Origin of the sequence: Catenuloplanes niger, from assembly GCF_031458255.1 — a bacterium.
GTDB lineage: Bacteria > Actinomycetota > Actinomycetes > Mycobacteriales > Micromonosporaceae > Catenuloplanes > Catenuloplanes niger.
Map to the genome: position 1 here is coordinate 6,679,126 of NZ_JAVDYC010000001.1, position 16,807 is coordinate 6,695,932.

Here is a 16,807-nt window from a genome sequence, read left to right on the forward strand (position 1 = left end):
TTTTTCGATCCTAAAGACATGTTGCTAAAGCTAGCTTTCTAAAGCATCCTCTAGGGTATGGCAGATTCGATCCGGCTCGACGACCCCCGAGCGCTGCGGGCGTACGCGCATCCGCTGCGGCTCAGCCTCGTCGGCCTGCTCCGGCGCAACGGCCCGATGACCGCGACCCAGTGCGCGGCCGCCCTCGACGAGAACGTGCCCAACTGCTCGTTCCACCTGCGTCAGCTCGCGAAGTACGGGCTGGCCGAGCGGGTGCCCGGCGCGAACGCGCGGGAGCGGCCGTGGCGCGCCACCGCGATGGACACGTCCTGGGCCGACGACTCCGACGACCCGGAGATGCGGGCCGCCGCCGACCAGCTCAACGCCGTGATGCTGGCGCGGTACACCCGGCTGGCCGAGGCCTACCTCGCGGTCCGGGCCGACGAGACGGCCGAGTGGCGGCGGGCGGCCGGCTTCGGCGACTACATGATCTACGTGACCGCGGACGAGCTCACCGCGCTGTCCGAGCAGTTCGACGAGCTGCTCGAGCCCTACTCCGACCGGCATCGCCGCGGCGAGGGCTCCCGGCCGGTCAGCGTGGTGCAGCTGACCATCCCGAGGGCCGAGGAGGAGGCGTGACCCTGCTGGCGTCCCGCGGGGGGCTGCTGCGCGAGCCGGTGTTCCGCACCTACTGGTCCGCGCACGTGGTGTCGCTGGTGGGGGAGCAGATCTCGTACATCGCGCTGCCGTTGCTGGCCGTGCTCACGGTCGGCGCCGGCCCGGCCGAGATGGGTTACCTGACCGCGGCCGCGCTCATCCCGAACCTGCTGTTCTCGCTGGCCGCGGGCGCCTGGGTGGACCGGCGGCCGATCAAGCGGCACATCATGATCGGTGCGGATCTGGCCCGGGCCGGCCTGCTGCTGGTCGTACCCGTGCTCGCCTTCGCCGGGCTGCTCGAGCTGTGGCACCTCTACGCGATCGCGTTCCTGACCGGCACGCTCACGCTCTTCTTCGAGGTGGCGAACAACAGCCTGTTCGCGTCCGTGGTCCGGCGCTCCGACTACATCCGGGCCAACTCGCTGCTCAACGGCGCCCGCGCGATGTCCTACGTGGCCGGACCGAGCGCGGGCGGCCTGCTGGTGCAGGCGATCACCGCGCCGTTCGCGCTGATCGCGGACGCGGTGTCGTACCTCGGGTCCGCGCTCCTGCTGCTCCGGATCCGCCCGGACGAGAGCGCGGCCGTCTCCACGGCCGAGGAGAGCGGCGTGCTGAGCGGGCTGCGATTCATCGCCCGGTCCGCCGTGCTGCGCTCACTGCTGCTCGGCGTGACCGTGCTGAACCTGTTCAACTACGTCTACCACGCGCTGTTCATCCTGTACGCGACCACCGCGCTCGGCCTCTCCGCGGGGCAGCTCGGCGTGCTCATCGGCGTCGCCTCGATCGGCGGCGTCCTCGGCGCGACGGTCACCGGCCCGCTCATCCGCCGAATCGGCGTCGGCCCGGTGGCGATCGCCGGATTCGTGTTCTTCCCGCTGCCCCTGGTGCTGGTCCCGCTCGCGGCCGGCGGCGAACCCACGATCATGGCGATGGTCTTCGCGGCCGAGTTCCTCAGCAGCATCGGCCTGATGATGCTGGACATCGCGGTCGGGTCGCTGCAGACCGCCGCCACCCCGATGACCCGGCTCTCCCTGGTCAGCGGCGCCAAGCGGACGGTCAACTACGGCGTGCGCCCGCTCGGCGCGCTGCTCGGCGGCTTCCTCGGCGAGACGATCGGCGTCCACCCCACGATCTGGATCGCCTCGGTCGGCGCGGTCACCGGCACCGTCTTCGTCCTCTTCTCGCCGATCCCACGCCTCCGCGACCTGCCGGAGCAGCCGGACTGACCGCTGTCCCCGGCGACCGGCGTGGTGCGCTCCCGCGCACCGCGCCGGCGGCCGGGACCCGCGCTCAGCGGTCCCGCGGCCGCGGGCCGTCGAGCCGGTGGTCGATGTCGTTGGCGTGGTCGGCGACGGCGGCGCCGGTGATCGTGGCCCGGAGCGGCAGCACCTCGAGGCAGCGGCGGACCGCGTGCGCCATCTGCGGGTTCGGCACGCGCATGGAGACGGTGCAGTGCGGCACCCAGCGGCCGGGCCGGTAGTGCTCCCACACCTCGATGCCGGCCGCGGCCAGCCGTTCGTGCACCGCGCGGTGGTGGGCCAGCAACTCCTCGGTCGGCGTGACGCCCAGCCAGAGCACCCGGCCGACGAACTGGCCGGCGAAGTCCATGCTCAGCGGTAGTGCCGGGCCGGCCTCCAGGCCGGTGAGCGCGGCCTCGACCGCGTGCGGGTCCAGCCGGTGCGCGGCGGCGAGCGAGACGTGCGGGCGGTGCCGGTTGCCGAGCAGTCCGGCGAGCGTCGGCACGCCCTCGGCTTCGAGTGACCGCCACAGCGTCCTGATCCGCCGGGTCGCGTCCACATCCAGGTAGAGCTCGATCGCGGCAACCACGCGGACACGTTAGACGATCATCAGCCGGGCGCGCCGCACGGGGAATCCTTGGTCGCTCCGGCCGGGCCGGCACGAGAAAAGGGCGGCTCGAATATGGCTATTTGTCGGATCCGGCGGCCGTTTCCCCGGCACCCGGCCGGCGTTGATGACGGCAAGCACCAATGCAGCGGCCGCAGTGAGCGGAGGAACCCGTGACACAGCCGACGACACCGGACGACACCGCGGCGCACGCCGGAGCACCGGAGGCGGCCGCGCTCGCGGCCGGACCGGGAACCGAACCCGAACCCGGACCCGCCGCGAGCCGCCCCGCCGCGGACCGTTCCGCGGCCGCGGGACCCGCACCGGAGGACGAGGAGCGGCCGCCCCAGCGGGTGCGGCTGCGTGACCGGATCGTCAACCGGTTCGAGGGGCAGATCCAGCTGCCCGGCGGGCTGGTGCTCAACGGGGTGGGCAAGCTCGGCCTGGTCTTCCTGCTGCTCTTCCTGGCGGTCGCCGGGACCGTGCTGGTGACCCGGTGGGAGCCCACCGCGAAGGTGCCCGCGCTGGTCGGCGTGAGCCGGGAGGAGGCGGAACGGCGGCTGGCAGCCGCGCACCTCGCGGTGGGCGGGATCGAGTTCGAGGAGTCGGACGAGCCGCCCGGCACCGTGCTGCGGACCGATCCGCGGATCGGCACCAGGGCGGCGCACGACTCCGGCGTGACGCTGGTGCTGGCCCGCCCGTTCGGCGTGGTCGTGGTCCCGCCGGCGGTCGTGCCGAGCAGCGTGCCGGTCAGCGTGCCGCCGGCGGCACCGGACGACACGATCGTCGTGGTTCCCGGACCGCCGGGAGCGCCCGGACCGCCGGGAGTCCGGGGCGCGCCGGAAAAACCGGCCGTGCCGAACCCGGGCCGCACGGCCGAGCCGCCGGTGCCGACCGGGACACCCGGCACGGTTCCGGTGCCGACCGTGTCGCTGGGCGCCGTGGAGGCGGGGCTCGATCCCGCGCTGGACGGCTGCGACACCGGCTACCGGGTGTTCTTCCGGCAGACGGTGTCCATGCCGGGGCCGGGCCGGCTGACCTATCGCTGGCTGCGCTCGGACGGCGCCGAGTCCGCGGTCCAGACCGCCGACGCCAGCCCGAAGGGCAGCATGACGATCGAGACCGCGTGGACGCTCGGCCCCGGCACGGATCTCGTCGGCTGGCAGCAGCTCGACGTGATCGCGCCGGTCGCGGTGCGCGGGGCCCGGATCCCGTTCGAGCGCTTCTGCCAGGGCGGCGAAGGAGCCGGCTAACCCGGCGTGAGCAGCGACCGCTTGGAGACGACGGTGACGGACAGCGTCTTGTAGCCGACCGTGTCGAAGAGGACGGTCATCTTGTCCTCCTCGTAGCCGAGGACCATGCCGGTGCCCCACTCCTGGTGCAGGACCGTGCTGTGCACCGGGAACAGCTCGGCCGCGGCCGGCTCGTCCGCGGTCGCGGCGGCGGACGGCGCGGGGGAGACCGGGGCGTCCGCGGGCGGGTTGAGGCAGTTGTCGCAGTGACCGCACGGCTCGGGTGCGTGCTCGCCGAAGTAGGCGAGCAGGATCTGGCCGCGGCAGGAGCGGGTCTGGGCGAACGCGCGCATCATGTCGATCCGCGAGCGCTGGACCGTCTGCTGGCGTTCCGCCTCGGCGACCGCGAGCTTGGCGGCCTCGGCGGCGGGCGGGGCGTAGTTCGGCGCGAGCACCTTGGTGGTGCCGATGGTGGCGACCGAGTCGACCTGTTCCAGCAGCGCGAGCAGCTGGCCGAGCTTGCGGGTGCCGAGGCCGGTCTTCTCGCGCAGCTCCGCCTTGGTGTGCGCGCCGGTGCGCAGCACGGCCGCGAGGTCGCGCACCTCCTTCTCGTCGACCGCGCCGCCGGTGAAGTACCGCTGGATGTTCTCGTCCTCGGCGCGCCACAGCAGCAGCGCGCGGGCCGGTGCGCCGTCCCGGCCGGCCCGGCCGATCTCCTGGAAGTAGCTGTCCGGTGAGTCGGGCAGCGCCACGTGCGCGACCCAGCGGATGTTCGGCTTGTCGATGCCCATGCCGAACGCGCTGGTCGCGACCATCACCTGGACCTTGTCGGCGAGGAACGCCTCGTGCCGCTCCTCGCGCATCCCGCCGGACATGCCGCCGTGGTAGTAGGCGGCCTCGTACCCGGCGTCGGTGAGCTTCTCGGCGAGCTCCTCGGCGGCGCGGCGGGTGGCCACGTACACGATGCCCAGGCCCTCGTCCTCGTCGAGCAGCGCGGTCAGCCGCCGCCAGCGGTAGTTCTCGTCCGGGCAGTAGGCGACCTCGAGGAACAGGTTGGACCGGTCCAGGCCGGAGATCATCGGCTTGACCTCGCGCAGGCCCAGCCGCTTGATGATGTCGTCGCGCACCGGCGGCGACGCGGTCGCGGTCAGTGCCAGCACCGGCGGGCGGCCGATCGCGCGGATCAGGTGGCCGAGCGCCAGGAAGTCCGGGCGGAAGTCCGGGCCCCACGCGGAGATGCAGTGCGCCTCGTCCACCGCGACCAGCGCCGGGCGCAGCGCGCGGATCTCCACCTGCATCGGCTCGGAGGCCAGCTGCTCCGGCGTGGTGAACAGGAACCGAGCCTCGCCGTTGCGGATCGCCTCGAGCGCCTCCGCCTTCTGGTTCGGCGTCTCGGCGGAGCTGATCCGGACCGCGCGCAGCGCCGGCGTGCCGTACTCGTTGAGCGCGGCGATCTGGTCCTGCTGCAGCGCGAGCAGCGGCGAGATGACCACGGTCGGGCCGGGCAGCAGCGTGCCGGGGACCTGGTAGAGCGCGGACTTGCCGCCGCCGGTGGGCATCACGACCAGCGCGTCGCGCCGCTTCATCACGGTCTTCATCGGTGCGAGCTGGCCGGGCCGCAGCGTCCGCCAGCCGAAGTGCTTCTTCGCGGCGCGCTTGATGCGGGAGGAGAGCAGGGGAAGTGTGATCATGGCGCGGTCATTGTCCCCGTTCGGTTGGCCCGCGTCGATGCGGCGAAGGCGTGTGCGACGTGATTTTCCCGCATGTGCGAGGCGACAAACACCACTCCCATGGATGCCTTCGGCAGGTTAGGCTAACCTAACGCGGCGATCTTAGATTGCTCTATGTGTTGCGGGTCCGCTGTGCCCAAAACCGGGAGGAGCTGGCATGGAGCACGTCTTCGCCGGTACGACTGCGCTGGTCACGGGCGCGGCACAGGGCATCGGTGCGGCGGTCGCCGGCAAGCTCGCGGCGGCGGGCGCTCGAGTGATCGCTACGGACCGTAACGAGCAACGGCATGATCACCCCAACATCGAGCCGGTACGCCTGGACGTCACCGACGCCGGCGCGGTACAGCGGATCATCGGCGCGGCCGGGCCGATCGGGCTGCTCGTCAACGTCGCCGGCATCCTCCGTCTCGGCCCCGTCGCCTCGCTCAGCGACCAGGACTGGGCCGACACGTTCGCGGTCAACACGACCGGCGTCTTCCACCTCAGCCGCGCCGTCGTGCCCGGCATGATCGCCCGCCGGGACGGTGTGATCATCACGGTCGCGTCGAACGCCGCGGGCGTCCCGCGCGCCGGCATGGCCGCCTACGCCGCGTCCAAGGCCGCCGCGGTGATGTTCACCAAGAGCCTCGGGCTGGAGGTCGCGCGGCACGGCGTGCGGTGCAACACGGTCTGTCCCGGCTCCACCGACACGCCCATGCAGCGGGCGATGTGGCGGGACGGGACCGGCCCGGCCGCGGTGCTGCGCGGCGACCCGGAGTCGTACCGCGTCGGTATCCCGCTCGGCCGGATCGCCGAGCCCGAGGACGTCGCGGACGCGGTGCTGTTCCTCGCCTCACCGGCGGCGCGGCACATCACCATGCACGACCTGTACGTCGACGGCGGCGCCACCCTGCGCGCCTGAGCGGAGGTTCACTCGATGACCGACCTGAGGACACAAGCGGCCACGGAGCTGATCGACGACTACCGTCCGGGGTCGTCGTTCTTCTTCGCCTCCCCCCGGCACACGCTGCTGGCCGAGGGGGTGGCGGTCGGCGTGCCCGGCCGGGCCGCGGACCTCCCCTCGTACGTGTCCGGCATGCTGGGCGCACTGCGCGAGGCCGGTGACGACGCACCGATCGCGGTCGGCGCGATCCCGTTCGACGGCACCGCGGCCGCGCAGCTCCACGTGCCGATGTCGGTGCGCCGGTCCGCGCCGCCGGACGGCCGGACCTTCGCGGCGCCGGTGGAGAACGGCTACCACCTGCGACCGGTCCCGGAGCCCGCGCGGTACACCGAGGGCGTCAGCCGGGCGCTGGAGATGATGGACGGCGACGCGCTCACCAAGGTCGTGCTCGCCCGGTCGCTGCACGTCACCGCGGACGCGCCGGTCGACCTGCGGGACCTGGTCCGCCGGCTGGCGCACCGGGATCCGCGCGGCTACACGTTCGCGGTCGACCTGCCGCACGGCCGCACGCTCGTCGGTGCCAGCCCGGAGCTGCTCGTCTCCCGGTTCGGCACGCGCGTGCTGGCCAACCCGATGGCCGGCTCCGCGGCCCGCAGCACCGACCGGTACGAGGACGTGCGCCGCGCCGCCGCGCTGCGCGACTCGGAGAAGGACCTGCGCGAGCACGCGGTCGTGGTCGAGTCCGTGGTGGAGGCGCTCCGCCCGTACTGCAAGGAGATCGAGGTGCCGGCCCGGCCGTCCGTGGTGCCGACCGCGACCATGTGGCACCTGGCCAGCCGGATCGCGGCCGAGGTGGCGGACGACGCGATCTCGTCGCTGGAGCTGGCGCACGCGCTGCACCCGACGCCGGCGATCTGCGGCGTGCCGGTCGACGCGGCCCGCGCCGCGATCGCCGAGATCGAGCCGTTCGACCGCGGCTTCTACACCGGCATGGTCGGCTGGGCGGACGCGGCCGGGGACGGCGAGTGGGTGGTGACGATCCGCTGCGCCGAGGTGGACGACCGGTCGCTGCGGCTCTACGCGGGCGCGGGCATCGTGCCGGGCTCGTCGCCGGAGGCCGAGCTGGCCGAGACGACCGCGAAGTTCCGCACCATGCTGCGCGCGATGGGGCTCGGCGATGAGTGAACCCGCCGCGCCGCCGTCCACCGACTTCACGCCGTGGCCCGCCGCCACCGCCGACCGTTACCGGGCGGCCGGGTACTGGCAGGGCGAGACGTTCTCCGCGTGGCTGCACGGGCTCGCCGCCCGCTTCGGCGACCGAGTGGCCGTGGTGGACGGGCAGCGGCGGTGGACCTACGCGGAGCTGGACGAGGCCGCCTCCCGTACCGCCGGGACGTTCGAGGGTCTGGGCGTGTCCCGCGGCGACCGGGTGGTGGTGCAGCTGCCGAACATCGGCGAGTTCCTCCCGGTCGTGCTGGGGCTCTTCCGGCTCGGTGCGCTACCGGTCTTCACGCTGCCGTCGCATCGCCGGGCCGAGATCGGTCACCTGGCGGCCGCCACGGACGCGGTCGCCTACGTGATCCCGGGCGTCTGGGAGCGCTTCGACTACCACGCGCTCGCGGCCGAGGTGCGCGCTGCGGTGCCGTCGCTGCGGCTCGTCATCGACGCCACGGCCCTCGGTCAGGAGCCATCAGAACCGTTCGACGGTACGGACGTGAGCGCCGGCGACGTTGCGTTCCTGCAGCTGTCCGGCGGCAGCACCGGGCTGCCCAAACTGATCCCGCGCACGCACGACGACTACCTCTACAGCGTGCGGGCGTCCGCGGAGATCTGCCGGCTGTCGTCGGACACCGTCTACCTGGTGGCGCTGCCGGTCGCGCACAACTTCACGATGAGCTCGCCCGGCGTGCTCGGCGTGCTGCACGCCGGCGGCCGCGTGGTGATGTGCCCGGCGCCGAGCCCGGCGGTCGCGTTCCCGCTGATCGCGGCGCAGCGGGTGACGATGACCGCGCTGGTGCCGCCGCTCGCGCTCGTCTGGCTGGACGCGGCCGCGGGTGCCACCGACGATCTGTCGTCGCTGGAGCTGCTGCAGGTCGGCGGCGCCCGGCTCGCCGACGAGGCGGCCGCGCGGGTGCGGCCGGTGCTCGGCTGCGCGCTGCAGCAGGTGTTCGGCATGGCGGAAGGGCTGGTCAACTACACCCGGCACGACGACCCGCCGGAGCTGGTGGTCGGCACCCAGGGCCGGCCGATCTCGCCGGACGACGAGATCCGGATCGTGGACTCCGCCGACGTGGAGGTGCCGGCCGGTACGGTCGGGCACCTGCTGACGCGGGGCCCCTACACGATCCGCGGCTACTACCGGGCCGCGGAGCACAACGCGGTCGCGTTCACGGCGGACGGCTTCTACCGGACCGGCGACCTGGTGCGGCAGCTGCCGAGCGGGCACCTGGTGGTCGAGGGCCGGGCCAAGGACCAGATCAACCGGGGCGGCGAGAAGATCGCGGCGGAGGAGGTCGAGAACCACCTGCTGGCCCACCCGGCCGTGCTGGACGCCTCGATCGTCGCGGTGCCGGACCCGGTGCTGGGCGAGCGGAGCTGCGCCTACGTGATCCTCCGGTCCGGCGCGCCGGCGCTGACCGCGGGGCAGGTCCGCGCGTTCGTCCGGTCCCGTGGCCTGGCCGCCTACAAGGTCCCGGACCGGGTCGAGTTCGTGGACTCGTTCCCGCAGACCGCGGTCGGCAAGGTCAGCAAGGCACGTCTCCGTCACAGGGAAGGGCTTTCGTGAGCATTCCGGTCGTCGATCCGTACCCGTTGCCCGAGGTCGAGGAGCTGCCGCGCGGGCGGGTGTCGTGGAAGGTCGAGCCGGCGCGCGCGGTGCTCCTGGTGCACGACCTGCAGCGGCACTTCCTGCGCTACTACACGCCCGGCACGTCGCCGCTGGCCCCGATGCTGGACGCGATCGCCGGGCTGCGCGCGCGGGCCGCCGCGCTCGGGGTGCCGGTGGTCTTCTCGGCGCAGCCCGGCGGCCAGACGCCCGCGCAGCGCGGACTGCAACTCCAGATGTGGGGCGACGGCGTCGGACCCGGCGCGCCGGCGGAGATCGCGGTGCCGCTGGCCGACGGCGAGACGCTGATGCCGAAGTGGCGCTACAACGCGTTCCACCGCACCACACTGGACACCCTGATGGGCACCCGCGACCAGCTGATCATCTGCGGCGTCTACGCCCACATCGGCGTGGCGGCCACGGCCACGGACGCGTTCATGCGCGACATCCAGGCCTTCGTCGTCTCCGACGCGGTCGCCGACTTCAGCCGCGCCGACCACGACGCCGCCCTGGCCCGCGTCGCCGACCACTGCGGCGTCGTCCTCCCCGCCGCCGACGTCTTCCCCACCTGATCCGCCCGCTCTTCCGGGGCGGCCGGCCGGTCACTCGCCCGATATCGCCGGCCGCCCCGGAGCCGTTCGTGGCGGCCGGAACGGGAGTGCCGATCGGTGGGGATCCCACGGAAAACGACGGTGGATCGCGGCCCGTCGGCGGACGCGGTGGGGTCGACGGTGGCCGTTGGATCGGAGGGGTAGGCGTATCGCATCGTCGGCGGAGGACGAGACATGCATCCGGCGCATTACCTCGCTGAACTACATCGCATCGTCCGGTCGGGCCGCGACCAGGTGACGGACTCGCACGGGTTCCACTGGACCCGGAGCGGTGGCGAACTGGTCTGCCGGTCCTGGTCGCTGGCGGCCGGCATGTGCGAGATCAGCGGCCGGCTCAGCTTCCGGATCACCGAGGTGCCGCTGGACCGGTGATGAGTTGTCGCGGCCGGGCCCGTCATACCTACGTCAGGACAAGACGAGGCGTGAGGATGACGTGATGAGTGAGACCATGCGGCGCGACGTGGACGAGCCGGCGTTCTCCGGGCTGGCGGAACGGCACCGGCGGGAGCTGCACGTGCACTGCTACCGGATGCTCGGGTCGTTCGAGGACGCGGAGGACACCGTGCAGGAGACGTTCCTGCGGGCGTGGCGGCGGCGGGAGACGTTCGAGGGACGGTCGACGTTCCGGGCCTGGCTGTACCGGATCGCCACCAACGCGTGCCTGGACCTGCTGGCGAAGGTACGGCCGGAGCCGGCCACCGGCGGCGAGGTGCCGTGGCTGCAGCCGTACCCGGACCGGCTGCTCGACGAGCTGCCCGCCGACGACGCGGACGAGCCGGAGACGGTGGCCGTCGCGCGGGAGACGATCGAGCTGGCGTACCTGGTCGCGGTCCAGCACCTCGCGCCCCGCCCGCGGGCCGTGCTGATCCTGCGGGACGTGCTCGGCTGGCCCGCGAAGGACGTCGCGGAGCTGCTCGGCGACTCCGTCAACTCGGTCAACAGCGCGCTGCAGCGGGCCCGCGCCGGCATGCGGGAGCACCTGCCGGCCGAGCGGCAGGACTGGGCCGGCGGCAGCGGCGACGCCGGCACACGTGACCTGGTGCGCCGCTTCACCGACGCCAGCGTGGCCACGGACGTGCCGGCGCTCGCGGCGATGCTGCGCGCCGACGTCCGGTTCGCCATGCCGCCCACGCCGGGCCTGCACCTCGGCCGGGACGCGGTGGTGGCCGACTGGCTCCGGGACGGCTTCGCGGAGATGACCGGCCTGCGCGGTCTGCCCACGGCCGTGAACCGCCAGCCCGCGGTCGCGTTCTACCACCGCCGCGAGCCGGGTGGCGCGTACCTGCCGCTGACGCTCGACGTCCTGCGGATCACCGGCGGGGCGATCACCGAACTGACCACGTTCCACGCCGACCGGTTCGCGGGGCTCGGCCTGCCGGAGCGCCTTCCGGCGGACGGGGCGGAGTAGTCCCGGTGCGGACCCTGACGCTGCGCGGCGGCGCACGGGTCCCGGTGACCGCGGCGGAGTGGTCCGACGCGTTCGGCGTCGTCGTCCGCGGCCGGGTGCGGCTGGAGCTGCGCGACGGCACGCCCGGACCGGTCCTCGGCCGCGACGCCGGCTTCTGGCTGCGCGGCACCGGCGTCCGCGCGCTGCACAACCCCGGCCGCCGCACCGCCCACCTGCGCATCCACTCGCACCGGCCCAGCTCCCGGAGGAACGACATGATCAGTACCGACGACACCCGGACCCGCGCCGGCCGCTCTCCCGGCCTCGCGGTCACCGGCCTCGTGGCCACGGTCGCCGCGGTCGCGGCCACCACGGTCGCCGCCGCGCTGGCCCGGACGGCCGGCGTCGACTTCGCGGTCTCCGGCACCGGGGAGACGATCCCGCTGTCCGGCTTCGCGGTGGTGACCGGCTTCTTCTCGCTGGTCGGCGTCGCCGTCGCCGCGGCCTTCCGGCGGTGGAGCGACCGCCCCGCCCACCGCTTCGTCCGCACCACGACGCTGCTGACCGCGCTCTCGCTGGTGCCGCCGTTGCTCACCGGAGCGGCCCCCGCCACCGTCGCGGCCCTGGTGGTCCTGCATCTCATCCCGGCGGCCGTGCTGATCCCCGCCCTCGCGCGCCACCTCCGGCGGTCCTCGCCCACCACCGCCGGCACCCGCACGCGGGCTCCGGCGGTCTGACGGCGCACGAGCGGCACCGGCCCGGACGACGAGTGACACCGGTCCGGCGGCGGGCGACCCGCCGCCGGACCGGTGCCGTCAGCGCGTCGCGGCCGGGGCCGACGTCGTCACCGACCACAGGATCGCGCCGGCGACCTGCGGGTACAGGCCCTTCGGGTGGGCCCGGAACAGCGGTTCCGTGCCGAACAGGACGGCGGCGGTGCCGGAGGCCGAGACGCCGGAGACGATCGAGGCCTGGCCGGCCGCGTCGGCGGGGCCGGCGGTGCCGTCGTCGTGGGCGCGCCAGTGCCCGGCGACCAGCGGTGTCGCCGCGTACCGCTGCTCCGCCACCACGCCCGCGCCGAGCCCGGTGAACCACAGCGGCGAGTAGACGAACGAGTGCGGCAACGCGGTCGCACCGATCGGGCCGGGGCCGTTGACCACGGACACGACGCCGTTCGCGTCCGCGCGGCCGATGACCGCGGTGACCGGGAGCAGCCCGGCGTCGGCGTTGAACCGGGCGCCGGTGGGACCGCGGGTGATCACGGCGCGGACCTTGGAGACCGCGGTGCGGGCGGCGGCGCCGAGGGACGACCAGGACAGGCCGGACGAGACGTACAGCACGGAGACGCCGTCCAGCGACGCGCCCGCGTTCAGCGCCGAGGTCGAGACCGGCCGGACCTCGAAGCCGAGGTCCCGCAGCACCAGCAGTTCGTCCGCGGCCGCGGCGGCCGCGATCACCGGCCGGGTGAGCGGCACCCCGGCGGCGCCGCGCGGGGCGGCGGTGAACCGGACCCCGTAGGTGCCGGCGACCGCGGCGGCCTCCCGGCGGGGCACCACGACGGTGCCGTCCGGCAGCCGGCGGACCGGGACCCCGCGGTCCAGGAGCGCGTTGAGCGCGCGGATGTCGGCCGCGTCCGCGAGCGTGAGCAGCACGTCACCGCGGCCGGGCGGCACCGCACCGGTGGGGGCCGCGACGGTGACCGGGCGCAGGCCGCCCGGGAGCGCGCCGCGCTGGACGATCGAGACCGGGGCTCCCCAGAGCAGCCGGTGCGACCAGCCGGAGATGTCGTACATCTGCGGTACCAGCGCGGAGATGTCCCGGCCGGCCTCCAGCATCGCGTTCGCCAGGCCGCGCTTGGGCTGGTGCATGTCCACGACGTAGGTGCCCGCGGGGTAGGAACGCCCGGACAGGGTGAAGCCCCGGGACGCCCGGCCGACCCGGATGTCGTGCGCCACCAGATGGTCCACCAGGCGGGCGGCGGCGGGGGACCCGGCCGGGATCACGTAGGCGCGCGGGAACTCCGTCTTGTAGCGGTCCTCCGGGCCGTAGCCGGGCACGGCGCCGTCCGGGAGGTCACGCAGCGGCTCGCCGGCCCAGCCGCGGCGGAACTGCTCGATCTGGCCGGCGATCAACGACGCCCGGTTCGCGTCGGTGTAGGCGATCGCGCCCCGGATGGTCGCCTCCACCACCGCGGTGTTGCGGGCCGCGCGGCGCTGCAGCTCCGCGACCGGCAGCGTGTCGTACTCCGCGTTGTTGACCCGCAGCGGGATCTCCACGGTGTGCCCGATCGCGCCGTGGTACATCGCGTACATCGGGGTGAAGATCGGCGGCCAGTCGTCCCAGTCGCCGGGCGCGAAGTCGCGGAACGGGATGTCGACCGCCTCACCGAGCGCGTTGACCTGGCGTTCCATGCCGAGCGCGTTGTTGTAGGCGTGCGGCAGGTAGAGGTCGTACTCGTAGTTCTGCCCGTGCGGCGGTGTGCACGGCTCGATCAGCGTGGTGCCGGTGTAGCCGTGCTCGTCCAGCATGACCAGCGGCTGCGCGTCGATCGCGACCGAGCGCACGGCCCGCGACTCCGGCTGCGACGAGGTGACGTGGTCCCGGTTGACGTCGAAGCCGGCGCCGTTCGCCCGGGTCCCCGCGACCCGGCCGTCCGGGTTGTTGGTGACGGTGAGGTAGATCCGGGTGCGGCGCAGCATCGCGGCGGTGGCGGCGTCGGTCGCGGTGGCGAGCTGCTCGATCAGGCGCAGCGAGCCGTCCGTACCCTCCCACTCGTTGCCGTGGATGTTCGCGTTGATCCAGATCGGGGCCTTGTAGTCGCGCCGCAGCGATCGGTCGCGTGCGGCCCGGACCGGGTCGTCCTCGATCAGCCGCCGCCACCCGGACTGCCGGCGCGTCTCGGCCGCGCTCTCCGGCGCGGTCACGGTGACCAGGTAGAGATCGCGGCCGAGCACGGACTGCCCGATCACCTCGACGGAGACGCGGTCGCTCGCGGCCTGCAGCGCGTTCAGCCGCGGCGCGATCCCGTGGTACGGCACCAGCCCCAGCTTGATCGACTTGTCCGCCGGGTTCTCCGGGGGGACGCGCAGCCGGGTCTGCCGCGGGTAGCCGCCGTCGCGCCGCTCGGCGGACCAGGTGCCGGCGGCGGTCAGGGCCGCGACCGGCGAGTCGGTGGCCGCGACCTCGTTCCGCTCCGGTCCGTTGCCGAAGTCGCGGGTGACCGGGTCCGGCGGGGCGGCGACCGCCGCCGATGGAAGCACGGTGACACCGAGACCCGCGATCAGCAGCCCGGTGAGGATCTTGCCTGGTGAGCGCACGAAGCACCTCCACGATGGATGTGCTCAAGATCCTGGCCGGGGGACAGAGATCGAATCAATACGTATCGCTGTCACATGCGTGTTAAAGCTGGTGCAGCGCCTTCGCCAGGGGAGCCAGCTCGGGCATCCGGGCGGCCTCGTCGAGCGCCTGCGCGAGCACCTCGTCGTGCGTGGGCCGCGCCTTCGCCAACAGCTCGCGCCCCTCCAGCGTCAGCTCCGAGTAGATCCCGCGGCGGTCGTCCTGACAGAGGTAGCGCCCCAGCAGCCCGCGGTCCTCCAGCCGGTTGACCAGCCGGGTCGCCGCGCTCGACGACAGCGCGGCCGCCCGGGCCAGCTGCGACATCCGCATGTGGAAGCCGTCCTGCCGGGACAGCGCTTCCAGCACCGTGAACTCGACCACGGACAGGCCGTGCCCGGACGACAGCGCACGCTCCAGCGCCGCGTCGATCAGCCCGTGCAGCGCGGCGAGCGTTCGCCACCCCTGCGCCCGGACCTGCACCGCGTCATCCGCGATTCCCATGGCCGACAGCCTAACAGGCGCAAGCCCATACCCGGCGTGTGCAAATAATCGACGAGACCCGGAAACCCTGTTTCCCGCTTCCGGCGTGGTGGCGCCGGGCGTGCTCCCGCGGGCACCGGTCGTCGCCGGGGCTCCTCCCTGCCGGTCGCGCCGTGGTCACCACGAGAACCCGCGGGTCAGTCGCTGTCGACCGTGATGCCCATGGCCGCGGCCAGGACGTAGGAGAGGGCGAGCAGGTCGCTCTCGTGCACCACGGCGCCGCGGAGCTGCGCGGGGCTCCCGACGCCGGCCAGGGAGCAGCCGCGGAACCGGGTGCCGGCCAGGTCGGCCTGGTGGAGCTGGACGCCGGTCAGGTCGCAGCGGGTGAAGCGGGCGCCGCGCAGGTCGGCGCCGGTGAAGTCGGCGCCGGTCAGGTTGCAGCCGACGAAGTGCACCGCCTCGAAGCGGGTGAACCGCCAGCCGGACAGATCCAGCCGGCACTCCTCCGCGCGCACGTCGCGCAGCGTCCCGTCGGTGATCGTGAGCCCGGTCATCCGGGAGTCGCGCAGCTCGACCCGGGTGAGCGCGCCGCCGTCGCTGGTCAGGTTCGCCCAGTTCGAGTTCTGCACCAGGCAGTCGGTCAGCGCCAGCTGGTCCAGGCGCGCGCCGGAGAGGTCGGCCGCGCGGAACCGGCACTGGGTGAACCGCAGCGCCTCGGCCTCCCGCCCGGACAGGTCGACGTCGTAGTAGGCGAGTCGCGCGTACGAGCCCTCCGGTTCCGGGTCGCCCGGGGCGATCTCCACACCGGACGGCGGCTTCGGTGGCTTCGGGTCGGCGGAGACGACGGCGCGGCGGCGGGACGGAGGCACCCCGACACCCTATGGAGGACGCGCACCGCCGGTCCGACGCGCCCCTCTCGCCGTACCCTCGAATGGGTTTTATGGTTCTGGGGTGGATTCCTTCGTGACACCCGACCGGGTGATGTCGGTGCTCGCGGCCGAGGAACGGGCCTGGTCCGACATCGGCGTCGTGCAGGTTCTGGGCCTCGTCGCGGGCATATTGTTCCTGGTCCTGGCCATCCGGGCGATGTTCGGCGGCGGGAAGCGATAGCCGTTCGGCCGTCATGCCCTGCAATTTGCACTCCGGGTACCGTGGCGACCTGCACAGAGACGGAGAGTCACCGACCTGGGGCGGAACTGTGGATGTCGAACTGTCGCAGCACCATCTCGCCGCCGGGCTGGCCCGGGTGGCGGTCGCGGTCCGGGCCGCCGGCGACGACCCGTCGGCGGCCGAGCGCACGCTCGCGCAGCAGCAGGTGCTGCTCGTGCTGCGGCGGCGGGACACGAGCTGCCCGCTGAGCGAGCTGTCCAAGGACCTGAGCATGACCACGAAGGCGCTGCTCGCGGCCGTGGAGACGCTGGTCTCGGAGGGGCTGGTCACGATGGGGCCGGCGCCGTCGTTCTCGCCCGGTGAGATGCGGCTGTCGCTGACCGAGGCCGGGCGCGCCGAGCCGGTCGAGCCGATGAACTGGGCCGCGGACCTGCTCAAGGGCCTGCACGACCTGGACGCGCTGCGCCGCCAGCACCTGCTCGACGTGGTCACCACGACGATCCGGTCGATGCAGGCGGCCGACCAGATCCCGATCACGAAGATGTGCGTGACCTGCCGGTTCTTCGAGTCGTACGCGTACCCGGGCAGTGGTCAGCCGCACCACTGCTGGCTGGTCGGCAGTCCGTTCGGCCACCTGGACCTGCGGCTGCGCTGCCCGGAGGCGAAACCCGGCGAGGCCATGCACGTGATGCTCGCGCCGCGCGACGACGATTGAGCTGCCGTTTCGCGGGTA

Annotated in this window: 17 protein-coding genes; 12 read left to right on the plus strand and 5 right to left on the minus strand. The window is 73.4% G+C overall.

From position 1 onward, the window contains the following. Positions 1-57: 57 nt before the first annotated feature. Complete coding sequence (locus J2S44_RS29690) at positions 58-618, plus strand: helix-turn-helix domain-containing protein (RefSeq protein WP_310420621.1); 561 nt, start codon at positions 58-60, stop codon at positions 616-618. Next, positions 615-1,862 carry an MFS transporter gene (locus tag J2S44_RS29695; RefSeq protein ID WP_310420623.1) on the plus strand — a complete coding sequence of 416 codons (1,248 nt, stop codon included), beginning with the start codon at positions 615-617 and terminating at the stop codon, positions 1,860-1,862. Before J2S44_RS29690 ends, J2S44_RS29695 begins: the two co-directional genes overlap by 4 nt. Before the next feature lie 64 nt (positions 1,863-1,926). On the opposite strand, the gene J2S44_RS29700 is transcribed toward J2S44_RS29695, so the two are convergent. Then, complete coding sequence (locus tag J2S44_RS29700) at positions 1,927-2,463, minus strand: 2'-5' RNA ligase family protein (RefSeq protein ID WP_310420625.1); 537 nt, start codon at positions 2,461-2,463, stop codon at positions 1,927-1,929. Positions 2,464-2,654: 191 nt separating this feature from the next. Between J2S44_RS29700 and J2S44_RS29705 the strand changes: the two genes are divergently transcribed. Next, positions 2,655-3,734 carry a Stk1 family PASTA domain-containing Ser/Thr kinase gene (locus tag J2S44_RS29705; protein ID WP_310420627.1) on the plus strand — a complete coding sequence of 360 codons (1,080 nt, stop codon included), beginning with the start codon at positions 2,655-2,657 and terminating at the stop codon, positions 3,732-3,734. On the opposite strand, the gene J2S44_RS29710 is transcribed toward J2S44_RS29705, so the two are convergent. Continuing rightward, positions 3,731-5,404: a RecQ family ATP-dependent DNA helicase gene (locus J2S44_RS29710; protein WP_310420628.1), complete on the minus strand. Its 1,674-nt coding sequence runs from the start codon at positions 5,402-5,404 to the stop codon at positions 3,731-3,733. The two genes, J2S44_RS29705 and J2S44_RS29710, sit on opposite strands and share 4 nt — an antisense overlap. Before the next feature lie 196 nt (positions 5,405-5,600). On the opposite strand from J2S44_RS29710, the gene dhbA reads away from it, so the two are divergent. From dhbA to J2S44_RS29745, 7 genes are all read left to right on the plus strand, one after another. Then, complete coding sequence (gene dhbA, locus J2S44_RS29715; RefSeq protein WP_310420630.1) at positions 5,601-6,344, plus strand: 2,3-dihydro-2,3-dihydroxybenzoate dehydrogenase; 744 nt, start codon at positions 5,601-5,603, stop codon at positions 6,342-6,344. A 15-nt stretch (positions 6,345-6,359) separates the two neighbouring features. Beyond that, the gene (gene dhbC / locus J2S44_RS29720; protein ID WP_310420632.1) at positions 6,360-7,511 is read left to right on the plus strand and encodes an isochorismate synthase DhbC; all 1,152 of its coding nucleotides are present in this window, start codon (positions 6,360-6,362) and stop codon (positions 7,509-7,511) included. Then, on the plus strand, positions 7,504-9,111 hold the full coding sequence (locus tag J2S44_RS29725) for a (2,3-dihydroxybenzoyl)adenylate synthase (RefSeq protein WP_310420634.1): 1,608 nt from the start codon (positions 7,504-7,506) through the stop codon (positions 9,109-9,111). The genes dhbC and J2S44_RS29725 overlap by 8 nt, the downstream gene beginning before the upstream one ends. After that, a complete protein-coding gene (locus J2S44_RS29730; RefSeq protein ID WP_310420636.1) occupies positions 9,108-9,722 on the plus strand; it encodes an isochorismatase family protein in 615 nt (204 codons plus the stop codon). The genes J2S44_RS29725 and J2S44_RS29730 overlap by 4 nt, the downstream gene beginning before the upstream one ends. A gap of 213 nt (positions 9,723-9,935) precedes the next feature. Continuing rightward, positions 9,936-10,133: a hypothetical protein gene (locus J2S44_RS29735; protein ID WP_310420638.1), complete on the plus strand. Its 198-nt coding sequence runs from the start codon at positions 9,936-9,938 to the stop codon at positions 10,131-10,133. Positions 10,134-10,197: 64 nt separating this feature from the next. Beyond that, positions 10,198-11,169 carry an RNA polymerase subunit sigma-70 gene (locus tag J2S44_RS29740; RefSeq protein WP_310420640.1) on the plus strand — a complete coding sequence of 324 codons (972 nt, stop codon included), beginning with the start codon at positions 10,198-10,200 and terminating at the stop codon, positions 11,167-11,169. 5 nt (positions 11,170-11,174) lie between these two features. Then, a complete protein-coding gene (locus tag J2S44_RS29745; protein ID WP_310420642.1) occupies positions 11,175-11,885 on the plus strand; it encodes a DUF6069 family protein in 711 nt (236 codons plus the stop codon). 78 nt (positions 11,886-11,963) lie between these two features. On the opposite strand, the gene J2S44_RS29750 is transcribed toward J2S44_RS29745, so the two are convergent. The 3 genes from J2S44_RS29750 to J2S44_RS29760 form a co-directional block, all read right to left on the minus strand. Further along, on the minus strand, positions 11,964-14,465 hold the full coding sequence (locus J2S44_RS29750; protein ID WP_310420644.1) for a M14 family zinc carboxypeptidase: 2,502 nt from the start codon (positions 14,463-14,465) through the stop codon (positions 11,964-11,966). Positions 14,466-14,547: 82 nt separating this feature from the next. After that, the gene (locus J2S44_RS29755) at positions 14,548-14,985 is read right to left on the minus strand and encodes a MarR family winged helix-turn-helix transcriptional regulator (protein ID WP_310420647.1); all 438 of its coding nucleotides are present in this window, start codon (positions 14,983-14,985) and stop codon (positions 14,548-14,550) included. Between the two features lie 176 nt (positions 14,986-15,161). Beyond that, positions 15,162-15,833: a pentapeptide repeat-containing protein gene (locus tag J2S44_RS29760; protein WP_310420649.1), complete on the minus strand. Its 672-nt coding sequence runs from the start codon at positions 15,831-15,833 to the stop codon at positions 15,162-15,164. Positions 15,834-15,915: 82 nt separating this feature from the next. Between J2S44_RS29760 and J2S44_RS29765 the strand changes: the two genes are divergently transcribed. Both J2S44_RS29765 and J2S44_RS29770 read left to right on the plus strand, forming a co-directional pair. Beyond that, positions 15,916-16,074, plus strand: a complete 159-nt coding sequence (locus tag J2S44_RS29765) for a hypothetical protein (RefSeq protein WP_310420650.1) — start codon at positions 15,916-15,918, stop codon at positions 16,072-16,074. 88 nt (positions 16,075-16,162) lie between these two features. Next, positions 16,163-16,789, plus strand: a complete 627-nt coding sequence (locus tag J2S44_RS29770; RefSeq protein WP_310420652.1) for a winged helix DNA-binding protein — start codon at positions 16,163-16,165, stop codon at positions 16,787-16,789. Positions 16,790-16,807 lie beyond the last annotated feature (18 nt).

Bases quoted from the DNA above. Each gene is read 5' to 3' on its own strand.
- J2S44_RS29690 (WP_310420621.1), top strand. From the start codon at position 58: ATGGCAGATTCGATCCGGCTCGACGACCCCCGAGCGCTGCGGGCGTAC.
- J2S44_RS29710 (WP_310420628.1), bottom strand. From the start codon at position 5,404: ATGATCACACTTCCCCTGCTCTCCTCCCGCATCAAGCGCGCCGCGAAG.
- dhbA (WP_310420630.1), top strand. From the start codon at position 5,601: ATGGAGCACGTCTTCGCCGGTACGACTGCGCTGGTCACGGGCGCGGCA.
- dhbC (WP_310420632.1), top strand. From the start codon at position 6,360: ATGACCGACCTGAGGACACAAGCGGCCACGGAGCTGATCGACGACTAC.
- J2S44_RS29725 (WP_310420634.1), top strand. From the start codon at position 7,504: ATGAGTGAACCCGCCGCGCCGCCGTCCACCGACTTCACGCCGTGGCCC.
- J2S44_RS29735 (WP_310420638.1), top strand. From the start codon at position 9,936: ATGCATCCGGCGCATTACCTCGCTGAACTACATCGCATCGTCCGGTCG.
- J2S44_RS29740 (WP_310420640.1), top strand. From the start codon at position 10,198: ATGAGTGAGACCATGCGGCGCGACGTGGACGAGCCGGCGTTCTCCGGG.
- J2S44_RS29755 (WP_310420647.1), bottom strand. From the start codon at position 14,985: ATGGGAATCGCGGATGACGCGGTGCAGGTCCGGGCGCAGGGGTGGCGA.